This is a genomic window from Amycolatopsis acidiphila (assembly GCF_021391495.1).
Classification (GTDB): domain Bacteria; phylum Actinomycetota; class Actinomycetes; order Mycobacteriales; family Pseudonocardiaceae; genus Amycolatopsis_E; species Amycolatopsis_E acidiphila.
In genome coordinates this window covers 1-24,761 of sequence record NZ_CP090063.1, presented here as the reverse complement: position 1 = coordinate 24,761, position 24,761 = coordinate 1, and the positions used below count along the sequence as shown (strand labels likewise).

Genomic DNA, 24,761 nt, shown 5'->3' with positions numbered 1-24,761 from the left:
GTCCGGGGTATGCCGCCCGCGCCGGGATCGAGCTCAGCTTCGGCGGCGGAAGAGCAGGCCGACGACGACGGCGCTGACGCTCAGCAGTACCGCCGACGTCACCACGCCGACCACCACCGCGCCTGTCGCGGGCGTGCCCGAGGACATCGCGCGCAGCATCGGGTTGAGCAGCGGCACCCACCGGAGCAACAACACCACCACGAGCGCCGCCGGGGCGGCGAGAACCGTGTAGCCGATGCGTGTCACCAGGAGTCGCGAGCACAGCAGCCCGATCGCGACCCCGGTGCACGCGCCGGCCAGGTGCGCGAGCACGCCGATCCCGAGCACGCCGGCCGGGTCGCCGCCGTGCCGGATCGAGGACCACACCAGCGAGACTGCCGTCAGCACCGCGCAGCAAATCAGTACCGACACCACCACCCCACCGAGCACGGTCGACAGCCGCCGGGCGTGCACCCTCGTGATGAGCCGCTGCACCGGGTCTTCGGCGTCGACCAGAGCGATCGTGAGCCAGCTCGCCGCGACCGTCACGGCACCCGTGCTCACCGCGAGCTCCGGCAGGATCGGCGCGTCCGGGTCGGTGTACAGGATCGCGAGCAGCACCAGGAACGCGAACGACGGCGGCAGCCACCGCTGCGAATGTCCGAGCAGGGCCAGCTGGTAGCGGATCACCGGGTTACTCCCAGCACCGACCAGCCGCGCTGCAACGCGTCGAGCAGCACCTTGTCGACGCGGTCGGCCGGGACCACGAGCTCGACCTGCGCGCCGTCCCGCGATACCAGCTCTGTCCGCCACGGCACGTCACCCGAACCCCGCAGCACGATCCGCACCATCGGCCCGCCGGCGGAAACACGCAGCACGCCTTCGGTCATCCGGTAGACCTGCGTCGCGTGTTGCTGCGCGAGCTCCTCGTCGTGGGCGGTGAACACCACGCTCGCCCCACGGTCGCGGGTCTGCGCGATCAGCTCGCCCAGCACGCCGTGCGCGGCCGGATCGAGGCCGGACCACGGTTCGTCGAGCACCAGTAGGTCCGGATCGGTCAGCAACGCCTGTGCCAGGCCGACCTTCTGCGCGTTGCCCTTCGAGAGCTGCCGGATCGGCGCGCGCGGACCGCCGGCCAGCGCGAGCCGGCCGAGCAGCGCGGCCGCGCGGGAGTCTACATCGGACACTCCGCTGATCCGGCCGAGATGCCGCAGGTACCCGACCGCGGTCATCCTCGTCGACGCGGGAAACCGGTCCGGCACGTAACCGATCGACGGCGTGCCTTCGACCGTGCCCGCGGAAGGCTCCGACACCCTGGCGAGGATGCGCAGCAAGGTGGACTTCCCGGACCCGTTGGTGCCCACGACACCGACAACGCGCCCACGCGGGATCTCCAGGTCGACACCGGTGAGCACCGGTCGCCCCCGGCCGTAGCGCTTACCGACCCCGAGGAGCCGGACCAGCGCTGTCACGCAATCGCGGCCTTCTGCAGGGCCTCCACCTGGCGCACCAGGTTGTCCACAGTGGACTCTTCGACCGGGTGGCCCGCGGCGCCCATCCAGTTCGCCAGCATCCGGTGCCCACGCTGCGTCAGCACGGACTCGGGGTGGAACTGCACGCCCTCGACCGGCAGCTCGCGGTGCCGCATCCCCATCACGACGCCCGACTCGGTACGCGCGGTGACCTCGAACTCGGCCGGGATCGTCTCCGGCAGCACGGTCAGCGAGTGGTAGCGGGTCGCGGTGAACGGGTCGGGCAGTCCGGCCAGCACGCCCTCGCCCTCGTGGTGCACCTGGCTGGTCTTGCCGTGCAGCAGCTCGGGCGCCCGGCCGACCGTCGCCCCCCAGGCGACGCCGATCGCCTGGTGCCCGAGGCACACCCCGAGCACCGGGGTCTCGCTCTCGGCACACCTGCGCACGACGTCGATGCTCTGACCGGCGCGTTCGGGTGTGCCCGGCCCCGGCGAGACCAGCACCCCGTCGAACTCGCCGACGCGCTCGAGGTCCACGACGTCGTTGCGCCACACCGTGCAGTCGGCGCCGAGCTGCGCCAGGTACTGCACGAGGTTGTAGACGAAGCTGTCGTAGTTGTCGACGACGAGTACTCGCATGTAACCCACCCTACCGAGGTCCGGATGCTGGACCGTACGCCACATCACAGTGCTTGTTAGGGTCACCTCACTTTACCGTGGAGGAGTGAGCCGAACTCTTCGTATCGCGATCGTGGGCGCCGGTCCGGCCGGCATCTACGCCGCCGACCTCCTCGACAAGTCCGACGCCGAGGTCAGCGTCGATCTCTTCGAACGCATGCCGGCGCCGTTCGGTCTCATCCGCTACGGCGTGGCACCGGACCACCCGCGCATCAAGGGCATCGTGACCGCCCTGCACAAGGTCCTCGACAAGCCCGGCATCCGGCTCCTCGGCAACATCGACTACGGCACCGACGTCAAGCTCGACGACCTGCGCGAGTTCTACGACGCGGTCGTCTTCGCCACCGGCGCGACCAGCGACCGCGCACTCGAGATCCCCGGCGTCGACCTGCCCGGCAGCTTCGGCGCCGCCGACTTCGTGTCCTGGTACGACGGCCACCCCGACGTGCCGCGCAGCTGGCCGCTGGAAGCCACCAGCGTCGCCGTGCTCGGCGTCGGCAACGTCGCCCTCGACGTGGCCCGCATCCTGGCCAAGACAGCCGACGAGCTGCTGACCACCGACATCCCGCCGAACGTCTACGCGGGCCTCAAGGCCAGCCCGGTCACCGACGTGCACGTCTTCGGCCGTCGCGGCCCGGCGCAGGCCAAGTTCACCCCGCTGGAGCTGCGGGAGCTGGACCACTCGCCGAACGTCGAGGTCATCGTCGACCCGGAGGACATCGAGTTCGACGAGGCAAGCGTCGCGGTGCTGCGTTCGTCCAAGCAGGCCGACATGGTCGTGAAGACGTTGCAGGAGTGGGCGATCCGCGACCAGGGCGACCGGCCGAAGCGGCTGCACCTGCACTTCTTCCACTCACCGGCCGAGGTGCTCGGCGCGGACCGGGTCACCGGCCTGCGCACCGAGCGCACCGAGCTGACCGGGGACGGCAACGTCCGCGGCACCGGCGAGTTCCACGACTGGGACGTGCAGGCCGTCTACCGCGCGGTCGGCTACCTGTCCTCGCCGTTGGCCGAAATCCCGTTCGACCACGCGAGCGGCACCGTGCCGAACGCGGGCGGCCGGGTGCTGGACATCGACGACGACCAGGTCCCCGGCGTGTACGTGACCGGCTGGATCAAGCGCGGACCGGTGGGCCTGATCGGGCACACCAAGGGCGACGCGGCCGAAACGGTCGCCAACCTGCTGGCGGACGCGGACTCGCTCGAGCGGCCGAAGCACGACGACCCGGACGCGATCCTCGGCTTCCTGGCCGACCGCGGCGTCCCGTTCACCACCTGGGAAGGCTGGGGTCTGCTCGACGCCCACGAGCGCTCCCTCGGCGAGCCGCAGGGCCGCGAGCGAGTCAAGGTCGTCGAGCGCGAGGAGATGCTGCGCGTCTCCAGGTCTAGTTGACCGACACCTGGTTGAACGGCAGCATCGGGTCCAGCCAGGGGAAGACCACGAACAACAGCAGCGCCACCACCGCCAGGACCAGCACGATCGCGAGCAGCAGCTTCGCACCGGCCGGTCCCGGCAGGTGACGCCAGATCCACGCGTACATCTACGCCTCCCCGATCGCCTGCAGCAGCTGGGCGTAGGTGGCGCCCGGCGTCTTCGGGAACTGGTTGGTCAGCACCGCGTGCACGATCAGGCGCTGCTTGTCCGAGAACTGCGGGTGGCAGGTGGTGAGCGTGAGCAGCGCCACCTGCTGCGCCGCCGGCAGCACGTCGGCCGGCTGGTGTGGCACCGGCGCCACGACGTCGCCCTGGTTGGGGCTGACCACCTCGCGCCCGACGGTCTGCCCGTACGGGCCGCCGCCGGGGGCGTCGGTGCGCAGGGTGCTCACCTTCGCGCACTGCGGCTGCTTGCCCTTGCCCGTCGCCCAGCCCGCGATCTCGTCCGCGTGCGGCAGGACCCGGTAGACGAAGAAGTCGGTCTGGGTCTCGACGACGATCGCATCACACGAGCTCAGCAGGTCCAGGTCGTTGAACGGGGCGCCCTTGCCGACCCGGTGCCCCGCGACCGCGAAGTCGCCGGGCTCGCCCGGCAGCGCGGTGCCCTTGTAGTGCCCGGGGCCGACTTCCAGCGCCGCCGCGTCGGTGCCCTCCTGGATGGTGAAGTGGTAGTCGGCGCCGAAGCCGGGGATGTAGAGCTTCGCGAACGCCTTGCCGTCGACCAGTTCGGACTGCAGCTCCCGGCCCTGCGACCAGTCCTGGTCCAGACCTGCGGCCGCGCTGGCCTGCTTCTGCGCCGAGAAGAGGTCGGTGACGTAGAGCTCGTAGACGACGAACAGCAACACGACCAGACCGGCCGTGATCAGCAGTTCACCGACCGTCCGGACGGTCTTGGCGCCACGCCCGCGCGGCGTCTTCGGCGCCGGTGCTTCCAGGATCGCCACGCACGCTCCTCTCGAGTGCTCGCTTACGTTAACGTGTGGTGCTGGAGGTGGTTGCGCGCCAAGAGCCGCGCATCGCCGGCGAGTCATCCAAGTACGCGAGGTTCCGATGCCCAAGTCCAAGGTCCGCAAGAAGACGGCGTACACGCCGCCCACCGACCGGCGCACGCCGGTCAAGGTGCGCGCCGCGGGGCCGTCGCACCCGATTTACAAGATCGTCATGTTCGGTCTCATGCTGGTCGGACTGGTCTGGCTGGTGGTCAACTACATCGCAGGCGACAAGATCGGGTTCATGGCCGATCTGGGCAACTGGAACTTCGCGATCGGTTTCGCACTCATGATCTCCGGTCTGCTGATGACGATGAAGTGGCGCTAGGTCGACGAAGTTCACCGGAATACTCCGAACGGCCGATTGACAGCGAATTACACCGATGTGACTCATCCCCATTGTGGATAACCCCTGTGGATAACTCCTCGGCGAGCTGGGCTCCCCGACCCGCACTCGTCGCGGTCGGGCTCCTCGGCGCGCTCGTCGCACTGGCCGGCGTCTTCCTCTACGACGACAAGCTCGGCGAGGTGTTCTTCGGCGTCGTCACCGTCGTGCTCGCCGTGCTGTCCGCGCACGGCCTGCTGGTCCGGCCCCGGCTGACGGCGGACATCGACGGCCTGCGCGTGCGGACCCTGCACGGCGAGCAGCGGTTCAGCTGGCCGGAGGCGCACACCTCGCTGCGCAGCACCAAACGGATGGGACGCGACAGCAAGACGCTGGAGATCTCCGCCGGCGAGCAGCTGTTCGTGTTCGGCTGGCTCGAGCTCGGCGCCGATCCGCTGGACGTGCTGGACACCCTCAGCGCGTTACGACCCTGAGCAGCGCAGCTGGGCCCCGGAACCACTGCACGCCACGCTCGCCAGCAGCGAGTCCCGGTAGACGTACACCGCGAGCAGCGCCACCACCAGCACGACGAGGGCGCCCACCTGCCAGGCCACGCGGTTCTTCGCCGGGGCGTAGACCATCGCCGCCGTGCCCGCCGCCCCGACGACCAGGCCGCCGAGGTGCCCGAACAGCGAGATGTTGGGCAACGAGACCGTGATGATCAGGTTCAGCACGATGGTGCCGATCGCGGGCGCCGGGTTCAGCTTCAGCCGCAGCACCGCGACGAGGACGCCGCCGAGCAGGCCGTAGATCGCGCCCGAGGCGCCGGCTGTCGGGCCGTTCGTGGCGCTGAACATGTAGACCAGCACGCTGCCGCCCAGCAGCGAGACCACGTACAGGGCGACGAACCGGGCCTTGCCGAGCAGCACCTCCATCTCGCGGCCGATGATCCAGAGCGAGAACATGTTCACCGCGAGGTGGATGGGCCCGTAGTGCAGGAAGCCGGCGGTGAACAGGCGCCACCACTCGCCGCCGGCGATGCCCAGCGGCCACAGCACCCAGGCACGGAACAGTTCCGAGATCTGGTTGTTCATCGGGTCCCTGGCCTCGACCGCGGTGATCGCGTAGACCAGCACGTTGAGCGCGATGAGGGCCGGGGTGGCCACCAGGCGGTTGGACAGCCGCGCGCCGGCGATCGTGCGCGCACCGGACCCCGTCGGGCGGTCCTGCCGCCTGCCGGCGCCCTGCCGGCGACCGGCCTGCACACAGTCGATGCACTGTGCGCCCACAGCTGCCTCACGCAGGCAGTCCGGGCAGGCAGGCCGGCCACAACGGGTGCAGCTCAGCCCGGTCTGTCGGCTGGGATGCCACCAGCAGCCAGGTAGCGCCGCCGGTGGTGTGTGCGGTGATGGAGGCTGGTTCACAGTGCTTCCAGGCTAGCCTCCGAGATACCCGCGGGTGTCAGCGCTCGATGTCGACCTTCTCGATCACGACATCGGAGAGCGGCCGGTCGGCCACCCCGGTCGCCGTGTTGGCGATCGTGTCGACGACGTTCTGCGAGTCCTGGTCCGCGACCTCGCCGAAGATCGTGTGCTTGAAGTTGAGGTGGGTGGTCGGCGCGACGGTGATGAAGAACTGCGAGCCGTTCGTGCCCGGCCCCGCGTTCGCCATCGCGAGCAGGTACGGACGATTGAACTGCAGCTCGGGGTGGAACTCATCACCGAAGCGGTAGCCCGGGCCGCCCCGTCCGGTGCCGGTCGGGTCGCCGCCCTGCAGCATGAAACCGGAGATGACGCGGTGGAAGATCGAGCCGTCGTAGAACGGACCAGACTTCTCGCCCTTGGCGTTGGGCTGGGTGTAATCTTTCGTCCCTTCGGCGAGGCCCACGAAGTTCGCCACGGTCTTGGGCGCGTGATCAGGAAAGAGGTTCAGCCGGATGTCGCCTTGGTTGGTGTGCAGCACGGCCTTGACCTTCGCACCAACGAGGGATTCATTGCTCTCAGTCACGCGCCTCATCGTGCCATCCGCAGCGGGATCCGGCGGAAACGGGCAGGATAGATAACAGGGAAACAACGGTAAACCCAACGATTGACGAGGTGAAGGCCATGACCCGAGCCGCAGACTCGGTCGGTGAGTCGGTCAAGACCGGCTTGCTGGGCCTGCGTGACCGTGCCGTCGAGGCCGGCAAGGTGGGCGCAGGAGCGACCGCGCGCGCCGCGCAGGCGGCCGAGCAACTGCTCGCCGAGAACACCGAAGAGGTTCGCAAGGAGGCTGCGAAGCGGGGCCGCAAGGCTCGCAAGGAGCTTGCCAAGAAGTCGGGGCAGACGCGCAAGGAGCTCGCGAAGGCCAGCGCGGAAGCGCGCAAGGAGGCGGCCGCGCGGCTCGCCGAGATGCGTGCGCCGGGCCGGAAGGCCCGCAAGGCCGCCATCAAGGCCGCGAAGGCGGCCGGCGACTCGAAGCGCAAGGGCAAGCGCGACTTCAAGGCCGCGAAGAAGGAGTTCAAGGCCGCGGTCATCGAAGCCAGGACCGCCGCGAAGGGCGAGCGCAAGCGTCGCCGCTGGCCGTGGCTGCTGGGGATCGGGCTGGTGGCGGCTGGTGCCGCCTACGCGCTGCGGCCCAAGCAGGAGCCGCCGGTGGCGACCGAGCCGCCGCGTGCGACGCCGACCCCGGCGGACCCGAAGCCGGCCACGAACGGCCAGGCCTCGGCGCCGTCTCCGGCACAGAAGAAGAGCTAGTGCGAACCGATGAGGCCGTCTCCGGGAAGTCCCGGAGACGGCCTCACGGTTTGTCTGCCACTCAGGCGGTGGCGGCGTGCTTGTCGATCAGCTGGCCCAGCCGGGGAAGCGCTTCCTCGACGTTCTTCTTGCCGTTCGGACGCAGCTTCGAGTAGACCTTCTTGATGCTGTCCCGGCTGCTCTTCTCCGCGCGGGCGTCGGTCACGCCGAGCAGTGCGTCGGCAGCCGCGTCGCCGCGACCCGACAGGTAGGCGCCGAAGTCGCCGCCGCCCTGGCCCTTGAAGTCCGCGTAGAACGGCTCGAGGGTACCGGTGAACTCGTCCAGGAGGCTGTCGACCGCGGAGCCGATGATGCCCGGCTTGATCTTCTTGACCGCGGCGAAACCGGTCTTGATGACGGCACCGGAAACGCCGCCCTTGTCCGAGACCTCAGCGTCGACGAGGGTCTCCAGGTCCGCCACGACGGCCGGACGCCTGCTGGAGTCGAGCAGGATTTCCTTGAGGGTGTCAGCCACGGGTGTATGTCCTTCTTCACTTCGAGGTACACGGATAGCTGCGGCCCGTTGCGCGCCGATGGCGGCTGGTCCTCCCCGGCCACAGGTGGGGGTCAGCGTAGTACAAGATCGACTTGCGCCTTCAGCACCCGGGGTTTACAGGCCGAGCGCCGAAATCGTTTGCTCGGCAACGGTTCTCGCCTTGACCGTCTGCTTCTGGTTCGTGCTGACCACGACCGCGGCGCCGCCCTTGCCCACCGCGTACACCGCGCCGGCGTCCGTCGGCTCGTATCCGCCCTGCCAGCCGGCGGGGCTGCTGGCGGGATTACTGCTGTTCAGTGGAGCCGCCTTGTTCACCAGCGTCTTGGCGACGGCCGCATCCCCGACGTAGACCTGGACGGTCAGCTGCAGCTTTCCGGTGAGTGCGTAGAAGAAGCACGCCGGGTGCGGTTTGTCCGCGGAGGTCTGAACCTTCGACACGTGCTGGCCGTTCGCGTCGGCGACGAACGAGGTCGCGAGGTACGGGCACGGGCCGGGCCCGGTCGGCTGCGGGTCGGGCGGCGGCTGCGCGGCCGTGGAGGTCGCGGGCGGCGTGCTGGGCGAAGGTGCCGGGGACTGCTGGGAGCAGCCGGTCGCGACCACGGCGACGGTCGCGAGAGCGAGCACGAGTCGGCGCATGCCCCGACAGTAACCATGTCGACAAACAGTCTGGGTATTCGACATACTGTCTGAGTGAATCTCGAGGACATCCGCGCGGCGGCCGGTCGGCTCGCCGGAAAGGCGCACCGGACGCCGATCGTCACCTCCCACACGCTCGACTCCCGGGTCGGCGCCCAGGTGCTGCTCAAGTGCGAGAACTTCCAGCGCACGGGCGCGTTCAAGTTCCGTGGCGCGTACAACGCGCTGTCGCAGCTGTCCGGCGAGCAGCTGGGGCGCGGGGTGTGCACGTACTCCTCGGGCAACCACGCGCAGGCGGTGGCGCTCGCCGCCTCGCTGCTGGGCACCAAGGCGACCATCCTGATGCCCGAGGACGCTCCGCAGTCCAAAGTGGACGCCGTAATCGGCTACGGCGCGGAGGTCCGCCGGTTCGACCGCTACACCGCGGACCGGACGGCGCTCGCGGCGGAACTCGCCGCGCAGTACGGATATTCGAACATCCCGCCGTACGAACACCCGGACATCATGGCCGGGCAGGGCACCGCTGCGCTCGAGTTCCTGGAGGAGGCGGGGCCGGTGGACGTGCTGCTGGCGCCCCTCGGTGGCGGCGGGCTGATGGCTGGCACGGCGGTCGCGGCCAGCTCGTTGCACCCGGACGTCCAGATCATCGGCGTGGAGCCCGCCGCGGGCAACGACCACCAGCGCTCGTTCGCGGAGGGCCGTCGGGTGCGCATCGACGTCCCGCGCACGATCGCCGATGGCCTCGCGGTGAACGAGCCGGGCGAGCAGACGTTCGCGATCAACCACAAGCTGGTCTCCGAGGTCGTGACCGTGACCGACGACGAGATCCGCGACGCCATGCGGTTCCTGTTCGACCGGATGAAGCTGGTCGTCGAGCCGAGCGGGGCCACGGTCGCCGCCGCGTTGCTGACCGGCCGGGTGCGGGCGCCCGGCAAGCGCGTCGGTCTCATCATTTCGGGCGGCAACGTCTCGGCGGACCGTTTCCGCGAACTGCTGGGCTAGAAAGCGTTCGGCGGGGGCAGCGGCGCGCTCACCCGATCGGCGTCGGTGAGGGGTTTTGCCTTGCCGTAGAAGGATTTCAGGTCGTCACCGGCCAGGCAGCGCGCCGGGAACGCGGCGGATGCGGCACGTCCGGTGACGGCCTGGGCGGGCAGCTCGACGGCCGAAGCGGCAAGCACGACGTTGCCGAAACGGCGGCCGCGCAGCACCCCCGGCTCGGCGAGCAGGAGCACGTGCGGAAAGACCGCGGCGAGGGTGGCGACGACGCGGCGCGTGAACAAGAGACCCGGCCCGTCGGCGACGTTGAGGAGGTAGCTGCCGGGCGGACGCAGCACCCGCGCGACATCGGTGGTGAACTCGAGGGTCGCGACGTCGCTGGACATGCTGGCCTGTTTGAAAACGTCCGTGATCACGAGGTCCGCGCTGTCGTCGTGCCGGGTGGCGAGACCGGCGCGACCGTCGGAGATCCGCACGCGTAGCTGCGGCACGCTGCGCAGGTCGAGCTGCTCCCGCACGAGTTCGATGAGCGGTCCGTCGGCATCGAACACCAGTTGCCGCGAACCCGGGCGGGTGGCCGCGATGTAGCGCGGAAGGGTGCAGCCGGCGCCGCCGAGATGCAGTGCCACCAATGGTTCCCGGCCGGCGCCGAAACAGTCGATCACGTCGCCCATGCGCCGCACGTACTCGAACTCGAGATGCGTCGGGTCGTCCAGGTCCACATAGGACTGTGGGGTTCCGTCGACGCTCAGCTGCCAGCCGCCGGGATGGTCGGCGTCGGCGAGCAGTTCCGCGGTGCCGAAGCGCACCGGGTACTCGCCGGGCATCGGAGCGTGCTGCCTGCGGCGTTTGCTCAAGCTCCGGTGGCTCCGTCGGTGCGCTCGCGCAGCAGGTCGGCGTGGCCGTTGTGCCGGGCGTACTCCTGGAGCATGTGCAGGTGGAGGAAACGCACCGAGAACACCTCGCCGTTGTGGGTGAAGGTGTCCTCCAGCGAGGCGTCCGCGAGGATCTTGTCCGCGAGGCGGACCTCCTCGACCAGCCGCTCGTATTCCTCGCGCGCCCTCGACGGGTCGAGCTCGTCGAAGTCGACGTCGGTGCCGGGGTGCAGCCGTTCCACCGGTTCGCCTGCGAACCGCTCGCGGAACCAGATGCGCTCGACCTTGGCCATATGGCGGATCAGCCCGAGCAGGGACAACGTCGACGGCGGCACGGTGCGCTGGGCGAGCTGCTCGCCTGTCAGGCCCGCGCACTTCTGGAGCAGGACGCTGCGATGCCAGGCGAGATACCCCGCCAGCATCGTGCGTTCGTCCGCCGCGGTCGATCCGCCGGCGAACTCGGTCTCAGGGGCGGTCCAGGTCACGGGGTGATCCTACGGAAAGGAGATCGAGAACCACGATGCGAGTGTGGAGCTGAGGGGAATCGAACCCCTGACCTCTGCCTTGCAAAAGCAGCGCTCTACCAATTGAGCTACAGCCCCGGGGCGCGGGCGAACCCGCGCGGAGGTTCAGTTGTTCTGGCCTGCGCCGGCGGCACGCGCCGGGGCGGTGCCGTTCGTCGAGACGGCACCCAGCGGCTTGCCCGTCGGAGCGGTGGCCTCCCGCCACAGGTCGGCTTCGGCCTTGGCGTCCTTGTTGCGCTTGATGACGAACAGCACACCACCCGCGACAACCGCGAGCGCCAACAGCTTCTTCACCTGAAGCCCCTTTTTCGACGTTTCCGCTGACCCCAAGATGCTACCGGACCGGACGAATAGGGATCCGGAGGGCTGGGTAGCCGACTGAAGACGACGAACGAGGAGGGCGCAGCAGGTCGCCCGGCGTTCGTCGGCCACGGTTCACGGCCAGGGCCGTCGCGGCGGAGTTCCCCGTCGGCCCTGGCCGTTCCACGTGGAACCATGCTTGACCTTGACCTCGGGGGAAGCCGCACGGTGTCGGCATGAGGAGGGCGAGCATGGGACTGTTGACCATCGGTGCGTTCGCGCGGGCTGCCCGCCTGTCGCCGAAGGCGTTGCGGTTGTACGACGAGCTCGGACTGCTGCAGCCGGTGTCCGTGGACCCCTTTTCCGGTTACCGCTTCTACGCGCCGGAACAGCTCGACCGCGCCCGGTTGATCGCCTGGCTCCGACGGCTGGGCATGCCGCTCGCGAGGATCAAGACGGTCTGCGAACTCGACGGCTCGGCGGCCGCCGGGGAAGTCGCCGCGTACTGGCGAGAGGTCGAGGCGGACTTCCGGTCGCGGGCGAAGCTGGCTTCCTTCCTCATCGACCAGTTGCAGAGGAAGGAAGAACACATGTCGTCACTGAACATTCGCTACGCCGTCCGCTCCGACCGCGGTCTCGTCCGCGCGTCGAACCAGGACGTGGCCTACGCGGGATCCCGTCTGCTCGCCGTCGCCGACGGGTTCGGGCCGGGCGACCGCCTCGCCAGTTCCGTCGCGATCGACGCACTCAAGCCCCTGGACTCGACCGTCCCCGCGGGCGACCTGCTCAACGTGTTGTCGGACGCGGTCGAGCGAGCCGGGGTGGCGGTCCGGGAACTGGGCGCGGACGTGGGCACCACGCTCACCGCCCTGCTCTGGTCCGGCTCACAGCTGGCGCTCGTGCACATCGGCGACTCGCGGGTCTACCTGCTGCGCGACGGCAAGCTGTTCCAGATCACCCAGGACCACACGCTCGTGCAGTCGATGGTCGACGAAGGCCGCCTCACGCCGGAAGAAGCCGCTTCGCATCCACAGCGCGCCTTGCTGGTGAAAGCACTTCACGGCGATAACGCCGCCGAGCCGGACGTCGAGCTACGCGACGCCGAACCGGGCGACCGCTATCTGCTCTGCTCGGACGGTCTCCACACCGCGGTCACCCTCGAGGCGCTTCGCCAGGTGATGACCGACATCGCCGACCCCGCCGAAGCCGTGCACGAGCTGGTCGAGCGTGCGAACCACAACGGTGGCGCCGACAACGTCGCGTGCATCGTCGCGGACGTGGCCTGAGCTCAGGCTCGGATCCCGAGATGCCTTGCCACGAACCGGATCGACGTGTGGTCAGTAGGCACGCAAGAGGGCGGTTGACCAGCAGGTCAACCGCCCTCTTGCGTTCGGTGGGCCCAGGAGGACTTGAACCTCCGACCTCTTCGTTATCAGCGAAGCGCTCTAACCGCCTGAGCTATGGGCCCCGGGAACGAGGAAAAGACTACAGGATGCCCTCTACTCCCGTTCCGACAGGGTGACCTCCAGGCCGCCGGCCAGGTCGGCGGACACGTTGTAGATGAACGCGCTCACCGTGGCCAGTGCCGAGAGCAGCACGATGTTGATCGCACCGAGGATGGCGGCGATGCCGAACACGCGGCCCGCGCTGATGAGCGGGTCCGACGGGGCGCTGCCGCCCTCGCCGGAGACCAGCGACGAGTACGTGCCGTTCAGCTTGTCCCACACGCCCATGCCGTCGAGCACCGTGTACAGCACGCCGACCGCGACCAGCCAGACGAAGAACATCGCGACGCCGAGCACGAGCGACAGCTTCAGCACGGACCACGGGTCGAACCGCTTGACCTGGAGGCTCGCGCGACGCGGGCCACGGCCGGGGCGGCGCAACGCGCTCGGCGTGCCACGCCCCTTGGTCCCGGGGCCCGGCACCGACACGGTCTCCTGCCCCCTCAGCCCAGCCAGTGCGTCCTCCCGCGCCTCGCCCGGCGGGCCGAACAGGCTGCCCGCCGCGCTGCCGCTGACCACCGTCTGGTCACCGGCAGCGCTTTCCGAGTGAAGCACATTTTCCCCGGTCCGGCCTGTCGGCAGCCACTGTGTCGGGCCGTCCGCGGTGCCGTTGCCGCTCTCCTTGCTCAGCCGCTGCCACGGCGGCGTCGCCTTGTCCTCGGCGACCGTGGGCGGTTCCGCGTTCTCGGGGGAAGTCACTAGTAGTCCTTACCCGGCGTCAGGCTGCTCGGCCTGCGCTTCGGTCTCGTCTCCGTTGCCTTCACCATTACCGACGTCTGAGGGCTCGTCCGCGTTGCGTGCCACCGCGAGCAGGGTAGTGCCCTCCCCGAGGTTGATCAGCCGCACACCCTTCGTCTGCCGGCCTGCCTTGCGCACCTGCCCGGCCGCGGTCCTGATGACCCCGCCGCTGGAGGTGATGGCGTACAACTCGTCATCAGCGTCGACGATGAGTGCGGCCACCAGCCTGCCACGTTTCCGGTCGTGCTGGATGGTCAACACCCCCTTGCCGCCGCGGCCCTGCACCGGGTAGTCCTCGATCGGCGTCCGCTTCGCATACCCGCCGTCGGTCGCGACCAGCAGGAACTTGTCGGGCACGGCGACGTTGAGCGCGAGCAGCTCGTCGCCTTCGTTGAAGCGCATGCCGAGCACGCCCGAAGTGGCGCGGCCCATCGGGCGCAGTGCCTCGTCGGTGGCGTGGAACCGGATCGACTGCCCCTCAGCGGAGACCAGCAACAGGTCGTCCTCGGGGCCGGCGAGCACGGCTCCGACCAGTTCGTCGCCTTCGCGCAGGTTGACGCCGATCAGTCCGCCCGAGCGGTTGGAGTCGAAGTCGGTCAGCTTGGTCTTCTTGACCAGGCCCTTCTTCGTGGCGAGCACGAGGTACGGCGCGACCTCGTAGTTCTGGATCTCGATGACCTGGGCGATCGTCTCGTCCGGCTGGAACGCCAGCAGGTTCGCGACGTGCTGCCCGCGCGCGCTGCGGTTGGCTTCGGGCAGCTCGTACGCCTTCGCGCGGTAGACCCGGCCCTTGTTGGTGAAGAACAGGATCCAGTCGTGCGTCGAGCACACGAAGAAGTGCTGCACGATGTCGTCCTGCTTGAGCGCCGCGCCCTGCACGCCCTTGCCGCCGCGCTTCTGCGACCGGTACAGATCGGTCTTCGTCCGCTTGGCGTAGCCGGTGCGCGTGATGGTGACCACCACGTCCTCGACCGCGATCAGGTCCTCGACCGACACGTCGCCGTCGAACGGGATGATCTGGGTGCGCCGGTCGTCGCCGAACTTCTCGACGATCTCGGTCAGCTCGTCCTTGATGATCTGCCGCTGCCGCTCGGGCTTCTCGAGGATGTCCTTGAGGTCGGCGATCTCGAGCTCGATCTTGGCCAGCTCGTCGACGATCTTCTGGCGCTCCAGTGCGGCGAGGCGGCGCAGCTGCATGTCCAGGATCGCGGTGGCCTGGATCTCGTCGATCTCCAGCAGTTCGATCAGGCCGGTGCGCGCCTCGTCGACGGTCGGCGACCGCCGGATCAGGGCGATGACCTCGTCGAGCATGTCCAGCGCCTTGACCAGACCACGCAGGATGTGGGCCCGCTCCTCGGCCTTGCGCAGCCGGAACCGGGTGCGCCGGACGATGACCTCGACCTGGTGCTTGACGTAGTGCCGCACGACCTGGTCGAGCCGCAGCGTGCGCGGCACGCCGTCGACCAGCGCCAGCATGTTGACGCCGAAGTTGTACTGCAGCTGGGTGTGCTTGTAGAGGTTGTTCAGCACGACCTTCGCGACCGCGTCCCGCTTGAGCGTGACCACGATCCGCATGCCGCGGCGACTGTTGGACTCGTCGGCGATGTCGGAGATGCCGGTGAGCTTGCCGTCGCGCACCAGCGCGGCGATGTTCTCCACCAGGTTGTCCGGGTTGACCTGGTACGGCAGCTCGGTGACGACCAGGATCGTGCGGCCCTTGACGTCCTCGTCGACCTCGACGACCGCGCGCATGCGCACCGAGCCACGGCCGGTGCGGTAGGCATCCTCGATCCCGGACGTGCCCAGGATCAGCCCCTTCGTCGGGAAGTCCGGGCCCTTGATCCGCTGCAGTAGCGCCGCGAGCAGCTCGTCGTCGGTGGCCTCCCAGTTCTCCAGCGCCCAGACGACGCCCTCCGAGACTTCCCGCAGGTTGTGCGGCGGGATGTTGGTCGCCATGCCGACCGCGATGCCCGACGTGCCGTTGACCAGCAGGTTGGGAATGCGGGCGGGCAGGACGTCCGGCTCCTGGGTGCGGCCGTCGTAGTTGTCGGAGAAGTCGACGGTGTCCTCGTCGATCTCCCGCAGCATCTCCATCGCCAGCGGAGCGAGCCGGGATTCGGTGTACCGCATGGCCGCCGCGGGGTCGTTGCCCGGCGAGCCGAAGTTGCCCTGCCCGTCGATGAGCGGGTACCGCAGCGCCCACGGCTGGGCCAGGCGCACGAGGGCGTCGTAGATCGCCGAGTCACCGTGCGGGTGGTAGTTGCCCATGACGTCGCCGACCACGCGCGAGCACTTGTTGTACCCGCGTTCCGGCCGGAAACCCGAGTCGTACATGGAGTACAGCACGCGCCGGTGCACCGGCTTGAGGCCATCGCGCACGTCCGGCAGTGCTCGCGACACGATCACGCTCATCGCGTAGTCGATGTAGGAGCGCTGCATCTCGTGCTGGATGTCGACCGGTTCAGTACGGTCGTGATCCGGCGGCAAGGTTTCCGTCATGGGGTCCTTCTCGTATGGACAGTGCTGGTAGAGCGTTTTGCGACTACACGTCGAGGAAACGGACGTCCTTGGCGTTGCGGGTGATGAACGAGCGGCGGGCTTCCACGTCCTCACCCATCAGCACACTGAAGAGCTCGTCCGCCGCGGCGGCGTCGTCGAGGGTCACCTGCAGCAGCAGCCGGTGCGCCGGGTCCATGGTGGTCTCCCACAGCTCCTCGGCGTTCATCTCGCCGAGACCCTTGTAGCGCTGAATCGCGTCGTCCTTCGGCAGCCTGCGGCCGGCCTCGGCGCCGGCGGCGATCAGGCCGTCGCGCTCCTTGTCGGAGTAGGCGTACTCCGGTTCCGCCCGCGGCCACTTGATCTTGTACAGCGGCGGCTGCGCGAGGTACACGTGGCCGTGCTCGATGAGCGGCTTCATGAACCGGAACAGCAGCGTCAGCAGCAGCGTGCGGATGTGCTGGCCGTCCACGTCGGCGTCGGCCATCAGCACGATCTTGTGGTAGCGCAGCTTGGACAGGTCGAAGTCGTCGTGAATGCCGGTGCCCAGCGCGGTGATCAGCGCCTGGACCTCGTTGTTCTTCAGCACCCGGTCGATCCGGGCCTTCTCCACGTTGATGATCTTGCCGCGGATCGGCAGGATCGCCTGGAACCGCGACTCGCGGCCCTCCTTGGCGGAACCGCCGGCGGAGTCACCCTCGACGATGTAGAGCTCGCACTCCTCCGGGTTGGTGGACTGGCAGTCCTTGAGCTTGCCCGGCAGGCCGCCGATGTCCATCGCGCCCTTGCGGCGCACCAGGTCCCGCGCGCGCCGCGCGGCCATCCGCGCCTGCGCGCTCGCGACCGACTTGTTGATGATCGTCTTGGCCTCGGTGGGGTTGCGCTCGAACCAGTCGGCCAGCCACTCGTTCGTCTTGGTCTGCACGAACGTCTTCGCCTCGCTGTTGCCCAGCTTGGTCTTGGTCTGGCCCTCGAACTGCGGCTCGGCGAGCTTGATGGACACGATCGCGGCGAGCCCCTCGCGCACGTCCTCACCGGAGAGGTTCTCGTCCTTGTCCTTCAGCAGCTTCTTGTCGCGCGCGTACGCATTGACGACGCGGGTGAGCGCGGCGCGGAAGCCTTCTTCGTGCGTGCCGCCCTCGTGCGTGTTGATCGTGTTCGCGAAGGTGTGCACCGACGGGGTGAAGGAGTTGTTCCACTGCATCGCGACCTCGACCTCGAGGCCTTCACCCTTGGCGTCGAAGGAGATCACGCTGGGGTGGATCGGGTCCTTGCTGCCGTTGATGTGCTTGACGAAGTCCTCGAGCCCGCCCGGGTAGTGGTAGGTACGGTCCTTCACCCTGGCCTGCTGGCCGTCGACATCGGTCTCGGCGTCCGCCTCGGAGACCCGCTCGTCCCGCAGGGTGATGGACAGGCCCTTGTTGAGGAAGGCCATCTCCTGCAGGCGACGGGCGACGGTCTCGGCGTTGTACGTGGTGGTCTCGAAGATGTCCGGGTCTGCCCAGAACGTGGTGGTGGTGCCCCTCTTGTCGGTCGGGCCGACCTCGATCAGCTCGCCCGGCTCGGAGTGGTCGTAGTGCTGGCGCCACATCTTGCCGTCGCGGTAGACCTCGACGTCGAGTGCGGCGGACAGCGCGTTCACCACGGAGACGCCGACGCCGTGCAGGCCGCCGGACACCGCGTAGGAGTCGCTGTCGAACTTGCCACCGGCGTGCAGCACGGTGTGCACGATCTCCAGGGTGGACCGCTTGTGCACCGGGTGCTCCTCGACCGGGATGCCACGGCCGTCGTCGACGACCCGGACACCGCCGTCCGCGAGCAGGGTCACGTCGACCCTGGTCGCGTACCCGGCCATCGCCTCGTCGACCGAGTTGTCCACGACCTCCCAGATAAGATGGTGCAGACCGCGCTCACCGGTCGAGCCGATGTACATGCCGGGACGTTTCCGGACGGCTTCGAGCCCCTCGAGCACGGTGATGGAGGACGCGTTGTAATCGTTCTTGGCTGCCACAGGCCTGCTTTCTCCTCAGTCTCGCCCAAGGGGCCCCCGCTCCCTCGTACAGTCTACTTGGCCACTCGCGCTGACATGCGGCAAGGACACCCCTGATTTCCTCACAGAGCCACGAACTCGAACCCGGACGGGTGCCGGGGTGGCTCTGCGTCATGCCGAGGCATCACGGCGCGTTCAGATCTCAGCCGTAAGTGTCGCGGGGGCCGCGTCCGGAAACGTGCCGCAGGCCCTTGCGCCAACTCGGCGCGGTGGGCCCGTGGATGCGCATGCGCTTGACCACGCCGTGCCCGACCGCGGCGGCGATCTTGGTGAGGAGCTGCCCCTGGAGGAGCCGGAGCTGGGTGGCCCAGGCCGTGGAGCTGGCGCGGACGGTGAGCTCGCCGTCCTTGAGCGAGACCGGCTGGGCGTGCTCGGCGACCTCTTCGCCGACCAGCTTCGCCCACTGACCGAAGACCTGACCGTCCGCGAGACGCTGTGACCAGCCACGATCCGTCGCCAGCCGCGACATCAGGCGGCCGAGCGGTTGCGGGTCGCGCGCGTCGGAGCCTGGCCCGGACCACCGGCGACGCCGCGGGTTCTGGCCGAACTGGCCCGCCGTACGCTTGCGGACGCCGGGCTCGACACCCCGTGCCTCGGCCTTCGCGCGGGCGGCTGCCAGGGCCTGCCGCGCGAGATCGCGGCCGGGCGCGTTCTCGTTCGGCCCAGTTGTCGCGTCACTCTGTGTCGCGGATATGGTCTCCTCTGCCGGGCGACCCCCCGCTCGTGTCCCGGCAGCTGACTCGTTCGGCCGCTTGCTCACCCGCGGCGATGACTCGTTCACCGTGTTATCCACACTATCCACAGAGTTGTCCCCAGATCGGTGGGTAAATTGTGTGGCGCCGGTCACTCGCGGTGCCCGAGGTGATCTTGCCGCATCCTCGTCACGCAAGGTTGACCTCCCCGTTCGAGACCGTGAAGCGGGTTCCCGATAGCTCTGCGGGCACGTCCTCGTCCACCGCGGCGGTGATCAACACCTGTTCGGCGGCGGCCGCCACCTCCGCGAGCCGGGCACGACGGCGCCGGTCGAGCTCCGCGAACACGTCGTCCAGCAGCAGTACCGGCTCTCCGTTCTCACTGCGCAACAGCTCGTAGGAGCCGAGCCGCAACGCGAGCGCGAACGACCACGACTCCCCGTGGCTGGCGTACCCCTTGGCAGGCGCCGCACCGAGGACCAGTTCCAGCTCGTCACGGTGCGGGCCGACCAGGCTCACCCCCCGTTCGAGCTCGGCCTGCCGGGCGTCGGCGAGCGCTGCCACCAGGATACCGGTCAGTTTGTCCGGATCGGCTCGTTCACCGTCCGGTCTGCCGTATCCGGCGGGCAGTGCGTCGCCCAGGCTGGACCGGTAGGAAATCGTCGCCGGCCGCGAGTCCGGCGCGACCCCCGCGTACGCGGCGGAGGTGTGCGGACCGAGGTCGGCCACCAGGTCCAGCCGCGCCGCGAGCAGTTGCGCGCCGGCCGTCGCGAGGTGGTTGTCCCACACCTCGAGGGTCGAGAGCGCGTAGGGATCGTCGCGTGTTCCTTTTCTCCTGCCCGCCGTCTTCAGCAATGCGTTGCGTTGCCGCAGCACACGTTCGTAGTCCGAGCGCACTCCTGCCCACCGCGGCGCGCGCAGCACCAACAGCTCGTCGAGGAACCGCCGCCGCTCGCCGGGATCGCCACGGACCAGCGCCAGATCCTCCGGGGAGAACAGCACGGTGCGCAGGATCCCGAGGATGTCGCGCGGCTTGCCGACCGCGCCGCGGTTGACCCGGGCGCGGTTCGCCTTGCCCGGCGTGATCTCCAGTTCGATGGTCAGCTCGCGGTCGTCGTTGACCACGGCCGCCCGGACCAGGGCACGCTCACAACCGTGCCGCACCAGCGGCGCGTCGGTCGCGACCCGGTGCGAACCGAGGGTCGCCAGGTACCCGATCGCCTCCAGCAGGTTGGTCTTGCCCCGTCCGTTGGGGCCGACCAGCACGGTCGGCCCCGGCGTCAACGGCAGGTCGGCGAGCTCCCACGAACGGAAGTCGGTGACCTGGAGATGACGGAGGTACAACGTGCGCCTACTTACTGACCGACCTTCTTGACCGCGTGTCCGCCGAACTGGTTGCGCAGCGCGGCGACGGCCCGCATCGCGGCGGAGTCCTTCTGCCGCGAGGAGAACCGGGCGAACAGCGCGGCCGAGATCACCGGCGCGGGCACGGCGTTGTTGATCGCTTCCTCGAGCGTCCAACGGCCTTCGCCCGAGTCCTCGACGTAGCCTTCGAGGTCGTCGAGCTCCGGGTCCTCGTCCAGCGCGCGGACGAGCAGGTCGAGCAGCCAGGACCGGACGACGGTGCCGCGCTGCCAGCCCTTGATCACGGCCGGCACGTCGTCGATCACCTTCGCGGCTTCCATCAGCTCGAAGCCCTCGGCGTACGCCTGCATGATGCCGTACTCGATGCCGTTGTGGATCATCTTCGCGTAGTGGCCGGCACCGACGGAGCCCGCGTGCGAGAAGCCTTCCTCGCGCGGGCCGTCCGGGCGCAGCGCGTCGAAGATCGGCATCGCGCGCTCGACGTCCCCGGCGGCGCCGCCGACCATCAGGCCGTACCCGTTTTCCTTGCCCCAGATGCCACCCGACACCCCACAGTCGAGGTAGCCGATCTTCTTCGCGGCCAGCACCTCGCCGTTGCGCTTGTCGTCGGTGAACTTCGAGTTGCCGCCGTCGATCACGAGGTCGCCCTCGGACAGCAGCTCGCCGAGCTCGTCGACGGTGTCCCGGGTCGGGCCGCCGGCCGGGACCATGATCCACACCATCCGCGGTGCCGCGAGCTTGGACACCATGTCCGCGAGCGAGGAGGAGTCGCTCACGGCCTCGTTGCGGTCGTAGCCGACCACCTCGTGCCCGGCGGCCCGCAGCCGTTCGCGCATGTTGAAGCCCATCTTGCCGAGGCCGACGAGTCCCAGCTGCACCATCGAAAAATCCCCTTTTATCGCTCGTTTCCGATCAGCCGGGTAGGCGGACCGGCATCAACAGGTAGAGGTAACCAGGAACGACCTGGCCCTGCTCGTCCGCCGGCTTGATCAAGGCCGGGCGGTTGGGGGTGGTGAAGGTCAGCTCCGCTCGGTCGGCGTGCAGGACGCCGAGGCCGTCGACGAGGTAGCCCGGGTTGAACGCGATCGTCACCGGTTCGCCTTCGTAGTCCACCGGCAGCTCCTCCTCGGCACTGCCCTCGTCGTCACCACCAGCGGACAGCCGCAGTGAACCGTCCGCGAACTCCAGCCGGACCTGGGTACCCCGCTCGGCGACGAGGGACACGCGCTTGATCGCCTCGGACAGCGGCGCGACGTCGATCACCGCGCGGGAGGTGTGCTGCGCGGGCAGCAGCTGGCGGTACGGCGGGAACTCGGCGTCGAGGAGCCGGGAGGTGGTGTAGCGACCGGAGCCGGCGAGACCGAGCAGGCCCTCGCCGCTGGCGAGGCTCAGCGCGACCTTCGAGCCGCTCGCGCCGAGCGACTTCGCGGCTTCGGCGAGCGTGCGGGCCGGGACGAGGACGGCGGCGTCGGCGAGCCCCTCGGCCGGCTCCCAGGTGAACTCGCGCATGGCGAGCCGAAACCGGTCGGTGGCGACGAGGGTGAGCGAGTTGCCGGAGATCTCCAGCCGCATGCCGGTCAGCATCGGCAGGGTGTCGTCCTTGCCCGCGGCGACGGCGACCTGGGTGACCGCCTGGCCGAACGCGTCGCCCGCGACCTCGCCGGCGAGGGCGGGCTGGGCCGGCAACGCGGGGTAGTCCTCGACCGGCATGGTCGGCAGGGAGAACCGGGCGTTGCCACACGTGATCGAGGCGCGGGCGCCGTCGACGAAGATCTCGACCGGCTGGGCGGGCAGCGCCTTGGTGATGTCGGCGAGTAGCCGTCCGGACACGAGCAGGCGCCCACCGTCGGCGATCGTCGCGGGGACGCCGACCGTGGCCGACACCTCGTAGTCGAACCCGGACACGGTCAGCGCGTCGGTCGTCCCGTCGGAACCGGCGTCGAGCAGCACCCCGCCCAGTACCGGGACGGGTGGCCTCGACGGCAGGCTGCGGGCCACCCAAGCGACGGCGTCGGCCAGCCCGTCTCGCTCGACGCGGATCTTCATGCGCCCATCCTTTCGACAGCCGAGCCACGGCTTGGGCTCGAGAAGATCGACAAACGGCCCTGGACGCGCGGTGCGCAGCGCGTTGACCAGGGATCTCGCAGTGTGGTGGAGCCCGGAGCCGATGTCACCAACGACGTGCGGGCTTGGGTGTGGATACCCACGTTAGAACGTGACCCCGCCCGGCGTCATTCGGGGCAGGCCATCGACTTGTCGACAAGACGATCGGATCTCGTCGCTTGTCCCCAACTCCACAGCCGCCTGTTTTTGCTTTAGAAGATCTTCTTGAGAAGAACAAGGGCAGTAACAGTAATAGGGGCTGTGGGTTGTGGGGACAACCAGTGTCGTCGCAGGTCCCACGGCGCGGCGGCATGTGGACATCTGGGGGTGCGCGGCGGTGGACAGTTTCGGCGATCCGTGGACAACTTCGGGCGGCTCACAATCCGTCCACAGGCATCCACAGTTGTCCACACTTTCTTCCCCAGCTGTGGGCTGGTTTGTACCCAGCCACCGCACAGGACCGCGGTGGTCCCGACTTCACTCCTGTGAGCGACCGTGATCGATTTTCGATGCGCGTCCGTTATCGGGGTCACAAGCTGTGGCGCCTCGGATACCCCTGTGACGCGCGGGGAAACGCGCTATGACGCGGTGCGCCCGCCGGCACTGTCCTAGATGGACAGCGGGCGATCCCGCCGGGTGGCAAGGAGGACGCGCACAGCAGGAGAGGACGCGCACAGCAAGAAGCGGCGTGCCGTGGCACGCCGCTTCGACTGTCCTAAATAGAGGAGGTGCGCGCCTACTGGCGGGCGCGCTGCTTGATGCGGAAGGTCAGTTCCTGCACCTGGTCGTAGATCCGCCGGCGCTCGGCCATTTCCTTGCGGATCTTCTTGTCCGCGTGCATGACCGTGGTGTGGTCGCGGCCGCCGAACGTCTGCCCGATCTTCGGCAGCGACATGTCCGTCAGCTCGCGGCACAGGTACATGGCGATCTGCCGGGCGGTGGCGAGCGCCTTCGTCTTCCCGGGGCCGCACAGGTCGTCGATCGTCACGTCGAAGAACTCGGCCGTGGCCGCCATGATCGTCGGCGCGCTGATCTCCGGCGCCTGCGAATCCGGGATCAGGTCGCGCAGCACGATCTCCGCCAGCCCGACGTCGACCGGTTGCTGGTTCAGCGACGCGAACGCGGTGACGCGGATGAGCGCGCCCTCGAGCTCGCGGATGTTCGCCTCGACCCGCGAGGCGATGAACTCCAGCACCTCTCCGGGCACGGCGAGCCGATCCTGCGCGGCCTTCTTGCGGAGGATCGCGATCCGCGTCTCGAGCTCCGGCGGCTGGATGTCGGTGATCAGTCCCCACTCGAACCGCGTGCGCAGCCGGTCTTCCAGTGTCTCCAGCCGCTTGGGCGGCCGGTCGGAGGAGACCACGATCTGCTTGTTCGCGTTGTGCAGCGTGTTGAAGGTGTGGAAGAACTCCTCCTGAGTTCCTTCCTTGCCTTCCAGGAACTGGATGTCGTCGACGAGCAGGATGTCGATGTCGCGGTAGCGACGCTGGAACGCCACCTTGCGGTCGTCGCGCAGGGAGTTGATGAAGTCGTTGGTGAACTCCTCGGTCGACACGTAGCGCACGCGCATGCCGGGGAACAGCCGCTGGGCGTAGTGCCCGACCGCGTGCAGCAGGTGTGTCTTGCCGAGCCCGGACTCGCCCCAGATGAACAAGGGGTTGTACGCGCGGGACGGCGCTTCCGCGACGGCGAAGGCGGCCGCGTGCGCGAACCGGTTCGAGGCGCCGATGACGAACGTGTCGAAGGTGTACTTCTCGTTCAAGCGCGTTTTGGAGGTCTGCGGTTGCGCGGGCGCCGTGTAGGGCTGCCCTGCGATCGGCTGGCCGGAGAACATGGGCCAGATCTCGTGCGCCGCCGCGAGCGCCTCGCCCTCCTCGTCGACCTCTTCGTCCCCGTCGTCTTCGGCGGCGAGGACGGGCTTGCTCGGCTCGGCCTGCACGCGCCCGCGGCGCATGGGCGGCAGCATGCCGTCGTCCAGCGGCGGCATCACCGGCGGGCGGGCCGGCGCCTCGGCGGCGACGTTTTCCACTCGCGCGGGTGAGGGGGCGTACTGGGGTGGCGGCGGGGCGACCTCGGTGGTGTCGACCTTGACCGCGAGCGACACGGGCCGGCCGAGCCGGCGGGACAGCGCGTGGGTGATCGGCTCGCGCAGCGCGCGCTCGATGGCTTCCTTGGCGAAGTCACTGGGCGCGGCGAGCAGCGCGGTGCCGTCGAGCAGGCCGATCGGACGGGTGACGCGCATCCACGCGCGCTGTTGGGGGGAGAGCGTGCCGTCCGACAGTTCGCGGACCACCTGCTCCCAGACGACACCCAGGTTCATCTGGTGCTCGGACAC

The 24,761-nt window shown here is 68.9% G+C and carries 26 protein-coding genes and 2 tRNA genes; 6 read left to right on the top strand and 22 right to left on the bottom strand.

Annotation, left to right across the window (positions count from 1 at the left end):
- Positions 1-33 precede the first annotated feature (33 nt).
- The 3 genes from LWP59_RS00140 to LWP59_RS00130 are packed head-to-tail and all read right to left on the bottom strand — an operon-like array spanning position 34 to position 2,089.
- Positions 34-669: a hypothetical protein gene (locus LWP59_RS00140; RefSeq protein ID WP_144637305.1), complete on the bottom strand. Its 636-nt coding sequence runs from the start codon at positions 667-669 to the stop codon at positions 34-36.
- Positions 666-1,442, bottom strand: coding sequence for an ATP-binding cassette domain-containing protein (locus LWP59_RS00135; RefSeq protein WP_144637371.1), 777 nt, complete (start codon positions 1,440-1,442; stop codon positions 666-668). The genes LWP59_RS00140 and LWP59_RS00135 overlap by 4 nt, the downstream gene beginning before the upstream one ends.
- Positions 1,443-1,447: 5 nt before the next feature.
- Positions 1,448-2,089 (bottom strand): aminodeoxychorismate/anthranilate synthase component II, encoded by a 642-nt coding sequence (locus LWP59_RS00130; RefSeq protein ID WP_144637307.1) that lies wholly within the window; start codon positions 2,087-2,089, stop codon positions 1,448-1,450.
- Positions 2,090-2,201: 112 nt separating this feature from the next.
- Here LWP59_RS00130 and LWP59_RS00125 point away from each other — a divergent pair, with 112 nt between their 5' ends.
- Entirely contained in the window at positions 2,202-3,521 is a 1,320-nt protein-coding gene (locus LWP59_RS00125) for an FAD-dependent oxidoreductase (protein ID WP_144637374.1), read from the top strand.
- Here LWP59_RS00125 and LWP59_RS00120 read toward each other — a convergent pair.
- Positions 3,514-3,669: a hypothetical protein gene (locus tag LWP59_RS00120; RefSeq protein ID WP_186383189.1), complete on the bottom strand. Its 156-nt coding sequence runs from the start codon at positions 3,667-3,669 to the stop codon at positions 3,514-3,516. The genes LWP59_RS00125 and LWP59_RS00120 overlap by 8 nt on opposite strands.
- Entirely contained in the window at positions 3,670-4,506 is an 837-nt protein-coding gene (locus LWP59_RS00115) for a class E sortase (protein ID WP_144637309.1), read from the bottom strand. It lies immediately after the preceding gene.
- A gap of 106 nt (positions 4,507-4,612) precedes the next feature.
- Here LWP59_RS00115 and crgA point away from each other — a divergent pair, with 106 nt between their 5' ends.
- Both crgA and LWP59_RS00105 read left to right on the top strand, forming a co-directional pair.
- Positions 4,613-4,879, top strand: a complete 267-nt coding sequence (gene crgA, locus LWP59_RS00110) for a cell division protein CrgA (RefSeq protein ID WP_144637311.1) — start codon at positions 4,613-4,615, stop codon at positions 4,877-4,879.
- 86 nt (positions 4,880-4,965) lie between these two features.
- A complete protein-coding gene (locus LWP59_RS00105; protein WP_186383190.1) occupies positions 4,966-5,370 on the top strand; it encodes a PH domain-containing protein in 405 nt (134 codons plus the stop codon).
- Here LWP59_RS00105 and LWP59_RS00100 read toward each other — a convergent pair.
- Positions 5,359-6,165 carry a rhomboid family intramembrane serine protease gene (locus LWP59_RS00100; protein WP_308431694.1) on the bottom strand — a complete coding sequence of 269 codons (807 nt, stop codon included), beginning with the start codon at positions 6,163-6,165 and terminating at the stop codon, positions 5,359-5,361. The genes LWP59_RS00105 and LWP59_RS00100 overlap by 12 nt on opposite strands.
- A gap of 172 nt (positions 6,166-6,337) precedes the next feature.
- A complete protein-coding gene (locus LWP59_RS00095; RefSeq protein ID WP_144637315.1) occupies positions 6,338-6,892 on the bottom strand; it encodes a peptidylprolyl isomerase in 555 nt (184 codons plus the stop codon).
- Positions 6,893-6,981: 89 nt separating this feature from the next.
- On the opposite strand from LWP59_RS00095, the gene LWP59_RS00090 reads away from it, so the two are divergent.
- Entirely contained in the window at positions 6,982-7,611 is a 630-nt protein-coding gene (locus tag LWP59_RS00090) for a hypothetical protein (protein ID WP_144637317.1), read from the top strand.
- Positions 7,612-7,672: 61 nt separating this feature from the next.
- Here the strand turns inward: LWP59_RS00090 and LWP59_RS00085 are convergent, their stop codons facing one another.
- Positions 7,673-8,125: a DUF6918 family protein gene (locus tag LWP59_RS00085; RefSeq protein WP_144637319.1), complete on the bottom strand. Its 453-nt coding sequence runs from the start codon at positions 8,123-8,125 to the stop codon at positions 7,673-7,675.
- A 135-nt stretch (positions 8,126-8,260) separates the two neighbouring features.
- Entirely contained in the window at positions 8,261-8,782 is a 522-nt protein-coding gene (locus tag LWP59_RS00080; protein ID WP_144637321.1) for a DUF2020 domain-containing protein, read from the bottom strand.
- Between the two features lie 54 nt (positions 8,783-8,836).
- On the opposite strand from LWP59_RS00080, the gene LWP59_RS00075 reads away from it, so the two are divergent.
- Positions 8,837-9,784 (top strand): pyridoxal-phosphate dependent enzyme, encoded by a 948-nt coding sequence (locus LWP59_RS00075; protein WP_144637323.1) that lies wholly within the window; start codon positions 8,837-8,839, stop codon positions 9,782-9,784.
- Here LWP59_RS00075 and LWP59_RS00070 read toward each other — a convergent pair.
- The 4 genes from LWP59_RS00070 to LWP59_RS00055 all read right to left on the bottom strand — a co-directional run bounded on the left by LWP59_RS00070 (position 9,781) and on the right by LWP59_RS00055 (position 11,471).
- Positions 9,781-10,605, bottom strand: a complete 825-nt coding sequence (locus tag LWP59_RS00070) for a spermidine synthase (protein WP_144637378.1) — start codon at positions 10,603-10,605, stop codon at positions 9,781-9,783. The two genes, LWP59_RS00075 and LWP59_RS00070, sit on opposite strands and share 4 nt — an antisense overlap.
- 26 nt (positions 10,606-10,631) lie before the next feature.
- On the bottom strand, positions 10,632-11,138 hold the full coding sequence (locus LWP59_RS00065) for a DinB family protein (RefSeq protein WP_186383191.1): 507 nt from the start codon (positions 11,136-11,138) through the stop codon (positions 10,632-10,634).
- 44 nt (positions 11,139-11,182) lie between these two features.
- Positions 11,183-11,255 (bottom strand) — tRNA-Ala (locus tag LWP59_RS00060).
- A gap of 27 nt (positions 11,256-11,282) precedes the next feature.
- Positions 11,283-11,471, bottom strand: coding sequence for a DLW-39 family protein (locus tag LWP59_RS00055; protein ID WP_144637325.1), 189 nt, complete (start codon positions 11,469-11,471; stop codon positions 11,283-11,285).
- 257 nt (positions 11,472-11,728) lie between these two features.
- Here LWP59_RS00055 and LWP59_RS00050 point away from each other — a divergent pair, with 257 nt between their 5' ends.
- Complete coding sequence (locus LWP59_RS00050) at positions 11,729-12,763, top strand: MerR family transcriptional regulator (protein ID WP_144637327.1); 1,035 nt, start codon at positions 11,729-11,731, stop codon at positions 12,761-12,763.
- A 108-nt stretch (positions 12,764-12,871) separates the two neighbouring features.
- Here the strand turns inward: LWP59_RS00050 and LWP59_RS00045 are convergent.
- From LWP59_RS00045 to dnaA, 9 genes are all read right to left on the bottom strand, one after another.
- A tRNA-Ile gene (locus tag LWP59_RS00045) sits at positions 12,872-12,945 on the bottom strand.
- Positions 12,946-12,976: 31 nt separating this feature from the next.
- Complete coding sequence (locus tag LWP59_RS00040) at positions 12,977-13,681, bottom strand: DUF3566 domain-containing protein (protein WP_144637330.1); 705 nt, start codon at positions 13,679-13,681, stop codon at positions 12,977-12,979.
- A gap of 9 nt (positions 13,682-13,690) precedes the next feature.
- On the bottom strand, positions 13,691-16,219 hold the full coding sequence (gene gyrA, locus LWP59_RS00035) for a DNA gyrase subunit A (RefSeq protein ID WP_144637332.1): 2,529 nt from the start codon (positions 16,217-16,219) through the stop codon (positions 13,691-13,693).
- A 43-nt stretch (positions 16,220-16,262) separates the two neighbouring features.
- Complete coding sequence (gyrB, locus tag LWP59_RS00030; RefSeq protein WP_144637334.1) at positions 16,263-18,227, bottom strand: DNA topoisomerase (ATP-hydrolyzing) subunit B; 1,965 nt, start codon at positions 18,225-18,227, stop codon at positions 16,263-16,265.
- A 181-nt stretch (positions 18,228-18,408) separates the two neighbouring features.
- Positions 18,409-19,047, bottom strand: coding sequence for a DciA family protein (locus LWP59_RS00025; RefSeq protein WP_373299413.1), 639 nt, complete (start codon positions 19,045-19,047; stop codon positions 18,409-18,411).
- Positions 19,048-19,147: 100 nt separating this feature from the next.
- Positions 19,148-20,302 carry a DNA replication/repair protein RecF gene (gene recF, locus LWP59_RS00020; protein ID WP_144637336.1) on the bottom strand — a complete coding sequence of 385 codons (1,155 nt, stop codon included), beginning with the start codon at positions 20,300-20,302 and terminating at the stop codon, positions 19,148-19,150.
- 11 nt (positions 20,303-20,313) lie between these two features.
- Positions 20,314-21,204 carry a phosphogluconate dehydrogenase (NAD(+)-dependent, decarboxylating) gene (gnd, locus tag LWP59_RS00015; RefSeq protein ID WP_144637338.1) on the bottom strand — a complete coding sequence of 297 codons (891 nt, stop codon included), beginning with the start codon at positions 21,202-21,204 and terminating at the stop codon, positions 20,314-20,316.
- 31 nt (positions 21,205-21,235) lie between these two features.
- A complete protein-coding gene (gene dnaN, locus LWP59_RS00010; RefSeq protein WP_144637340.1) occupies positions 21,236-22,369 on the bottom strand; it encodes a DNA polymerase III subunit beta in 1,134 nt (377 codons plus the stop codon).
- A 793-nt stretch (positions 22,370-23,162) separates the two neighbouring features.
- Positions 23,163-24,761 carry a chromosomal replication initiator protein DnaA gene (dnaA, locus tag LWP59_RS00005; RefSeq protein ID WP_191334788.1) on the bottom strand — a complete coding sequence of 533 codons (1,599 nt, stop codon included), beginning with the start codon at positions 24,759-24,761 and terminating at the stop codon, positions 23,163-23,165.

Bases quoted from the DNA above. Each gene is read 5' to 3' on its own strand.
- LWP59_RS00130 (WP_144637307.1), bottom strand. From the start codon at position 2,089: ATGCGAGTACTCGTCGTCGACAACTACGACAGCTTCGTCTACAACCTC.
- LWP59_RS00120 (WP_186383189.1), bottom strand. From the start codon at position 3,669: ATGTACGCGTGGATCTGGCGTCACCTGCCGGGACCGGCCGGTGCGAAG.
- crgA (WP_144637311.1), top strand. From the start codon at position 4,613: ATGCCCAAGTCCAAGGTCCGCAAGAAGACGGCGTACACGCCGCCCACC.
- LWP59_RS00095 (WP_144637315.1), bottom strand. From the start codon at position 6,892: ATGAGGCGCGTGACTGAGAGCAATGAATCCCTCGTTGGTGCGAAGGTC.
- LWP59_RS00090 (WP_144637317.1), top strand. From the start codon at position 6,982: ATGACCCGAGCCGCAGACTCGGTCGGTGAGTCGGTCAAGACCGGCTTG.
- LWP59_RS00080 (WP_144637321.1), bottom strand. From the start codon at position 8,782: ATGCGCCGACTCGTGCTCGCTCTCGCGACCGTCGCCGTGGTCGCGACC.
- LWP59_RS00070 (WP_144637378.1), bottom strand. From the start codon at position 10,605: ATGCCCGGCGAGTACCCGGTGCGCTTCGGCACCGCGGAACTGCTCGCC.
- LWP59_RS00050 (WP_144637327.1), top strand. From the start codon at position 11,729: ATGGGACTGTTGACCATCGGTGCGTTCGCGCGGGCTGCCCGCCTGTCG.
- gyrA (WP_144637332.1), bottom strand. From the start codon at position 16,219: ATGACGGAAACCTTGCCGCCGGATCACGACCGTACTGAACCGGTCGAC.
- gnd (WP_144637338.1), bottom strand. From the start codon at position 21,204: ATGGTGCAGCTGGGACTCGTCGGCCTCGGCAAGATGGGCTTCAACATG.
- dnaN (WP_144637340.1), bottom strand. From the start codon at position 22,369: ATGAAGATCCGCGTCGAGCGAGACGGGCTGGCCGACGCCGTCGCTTGG.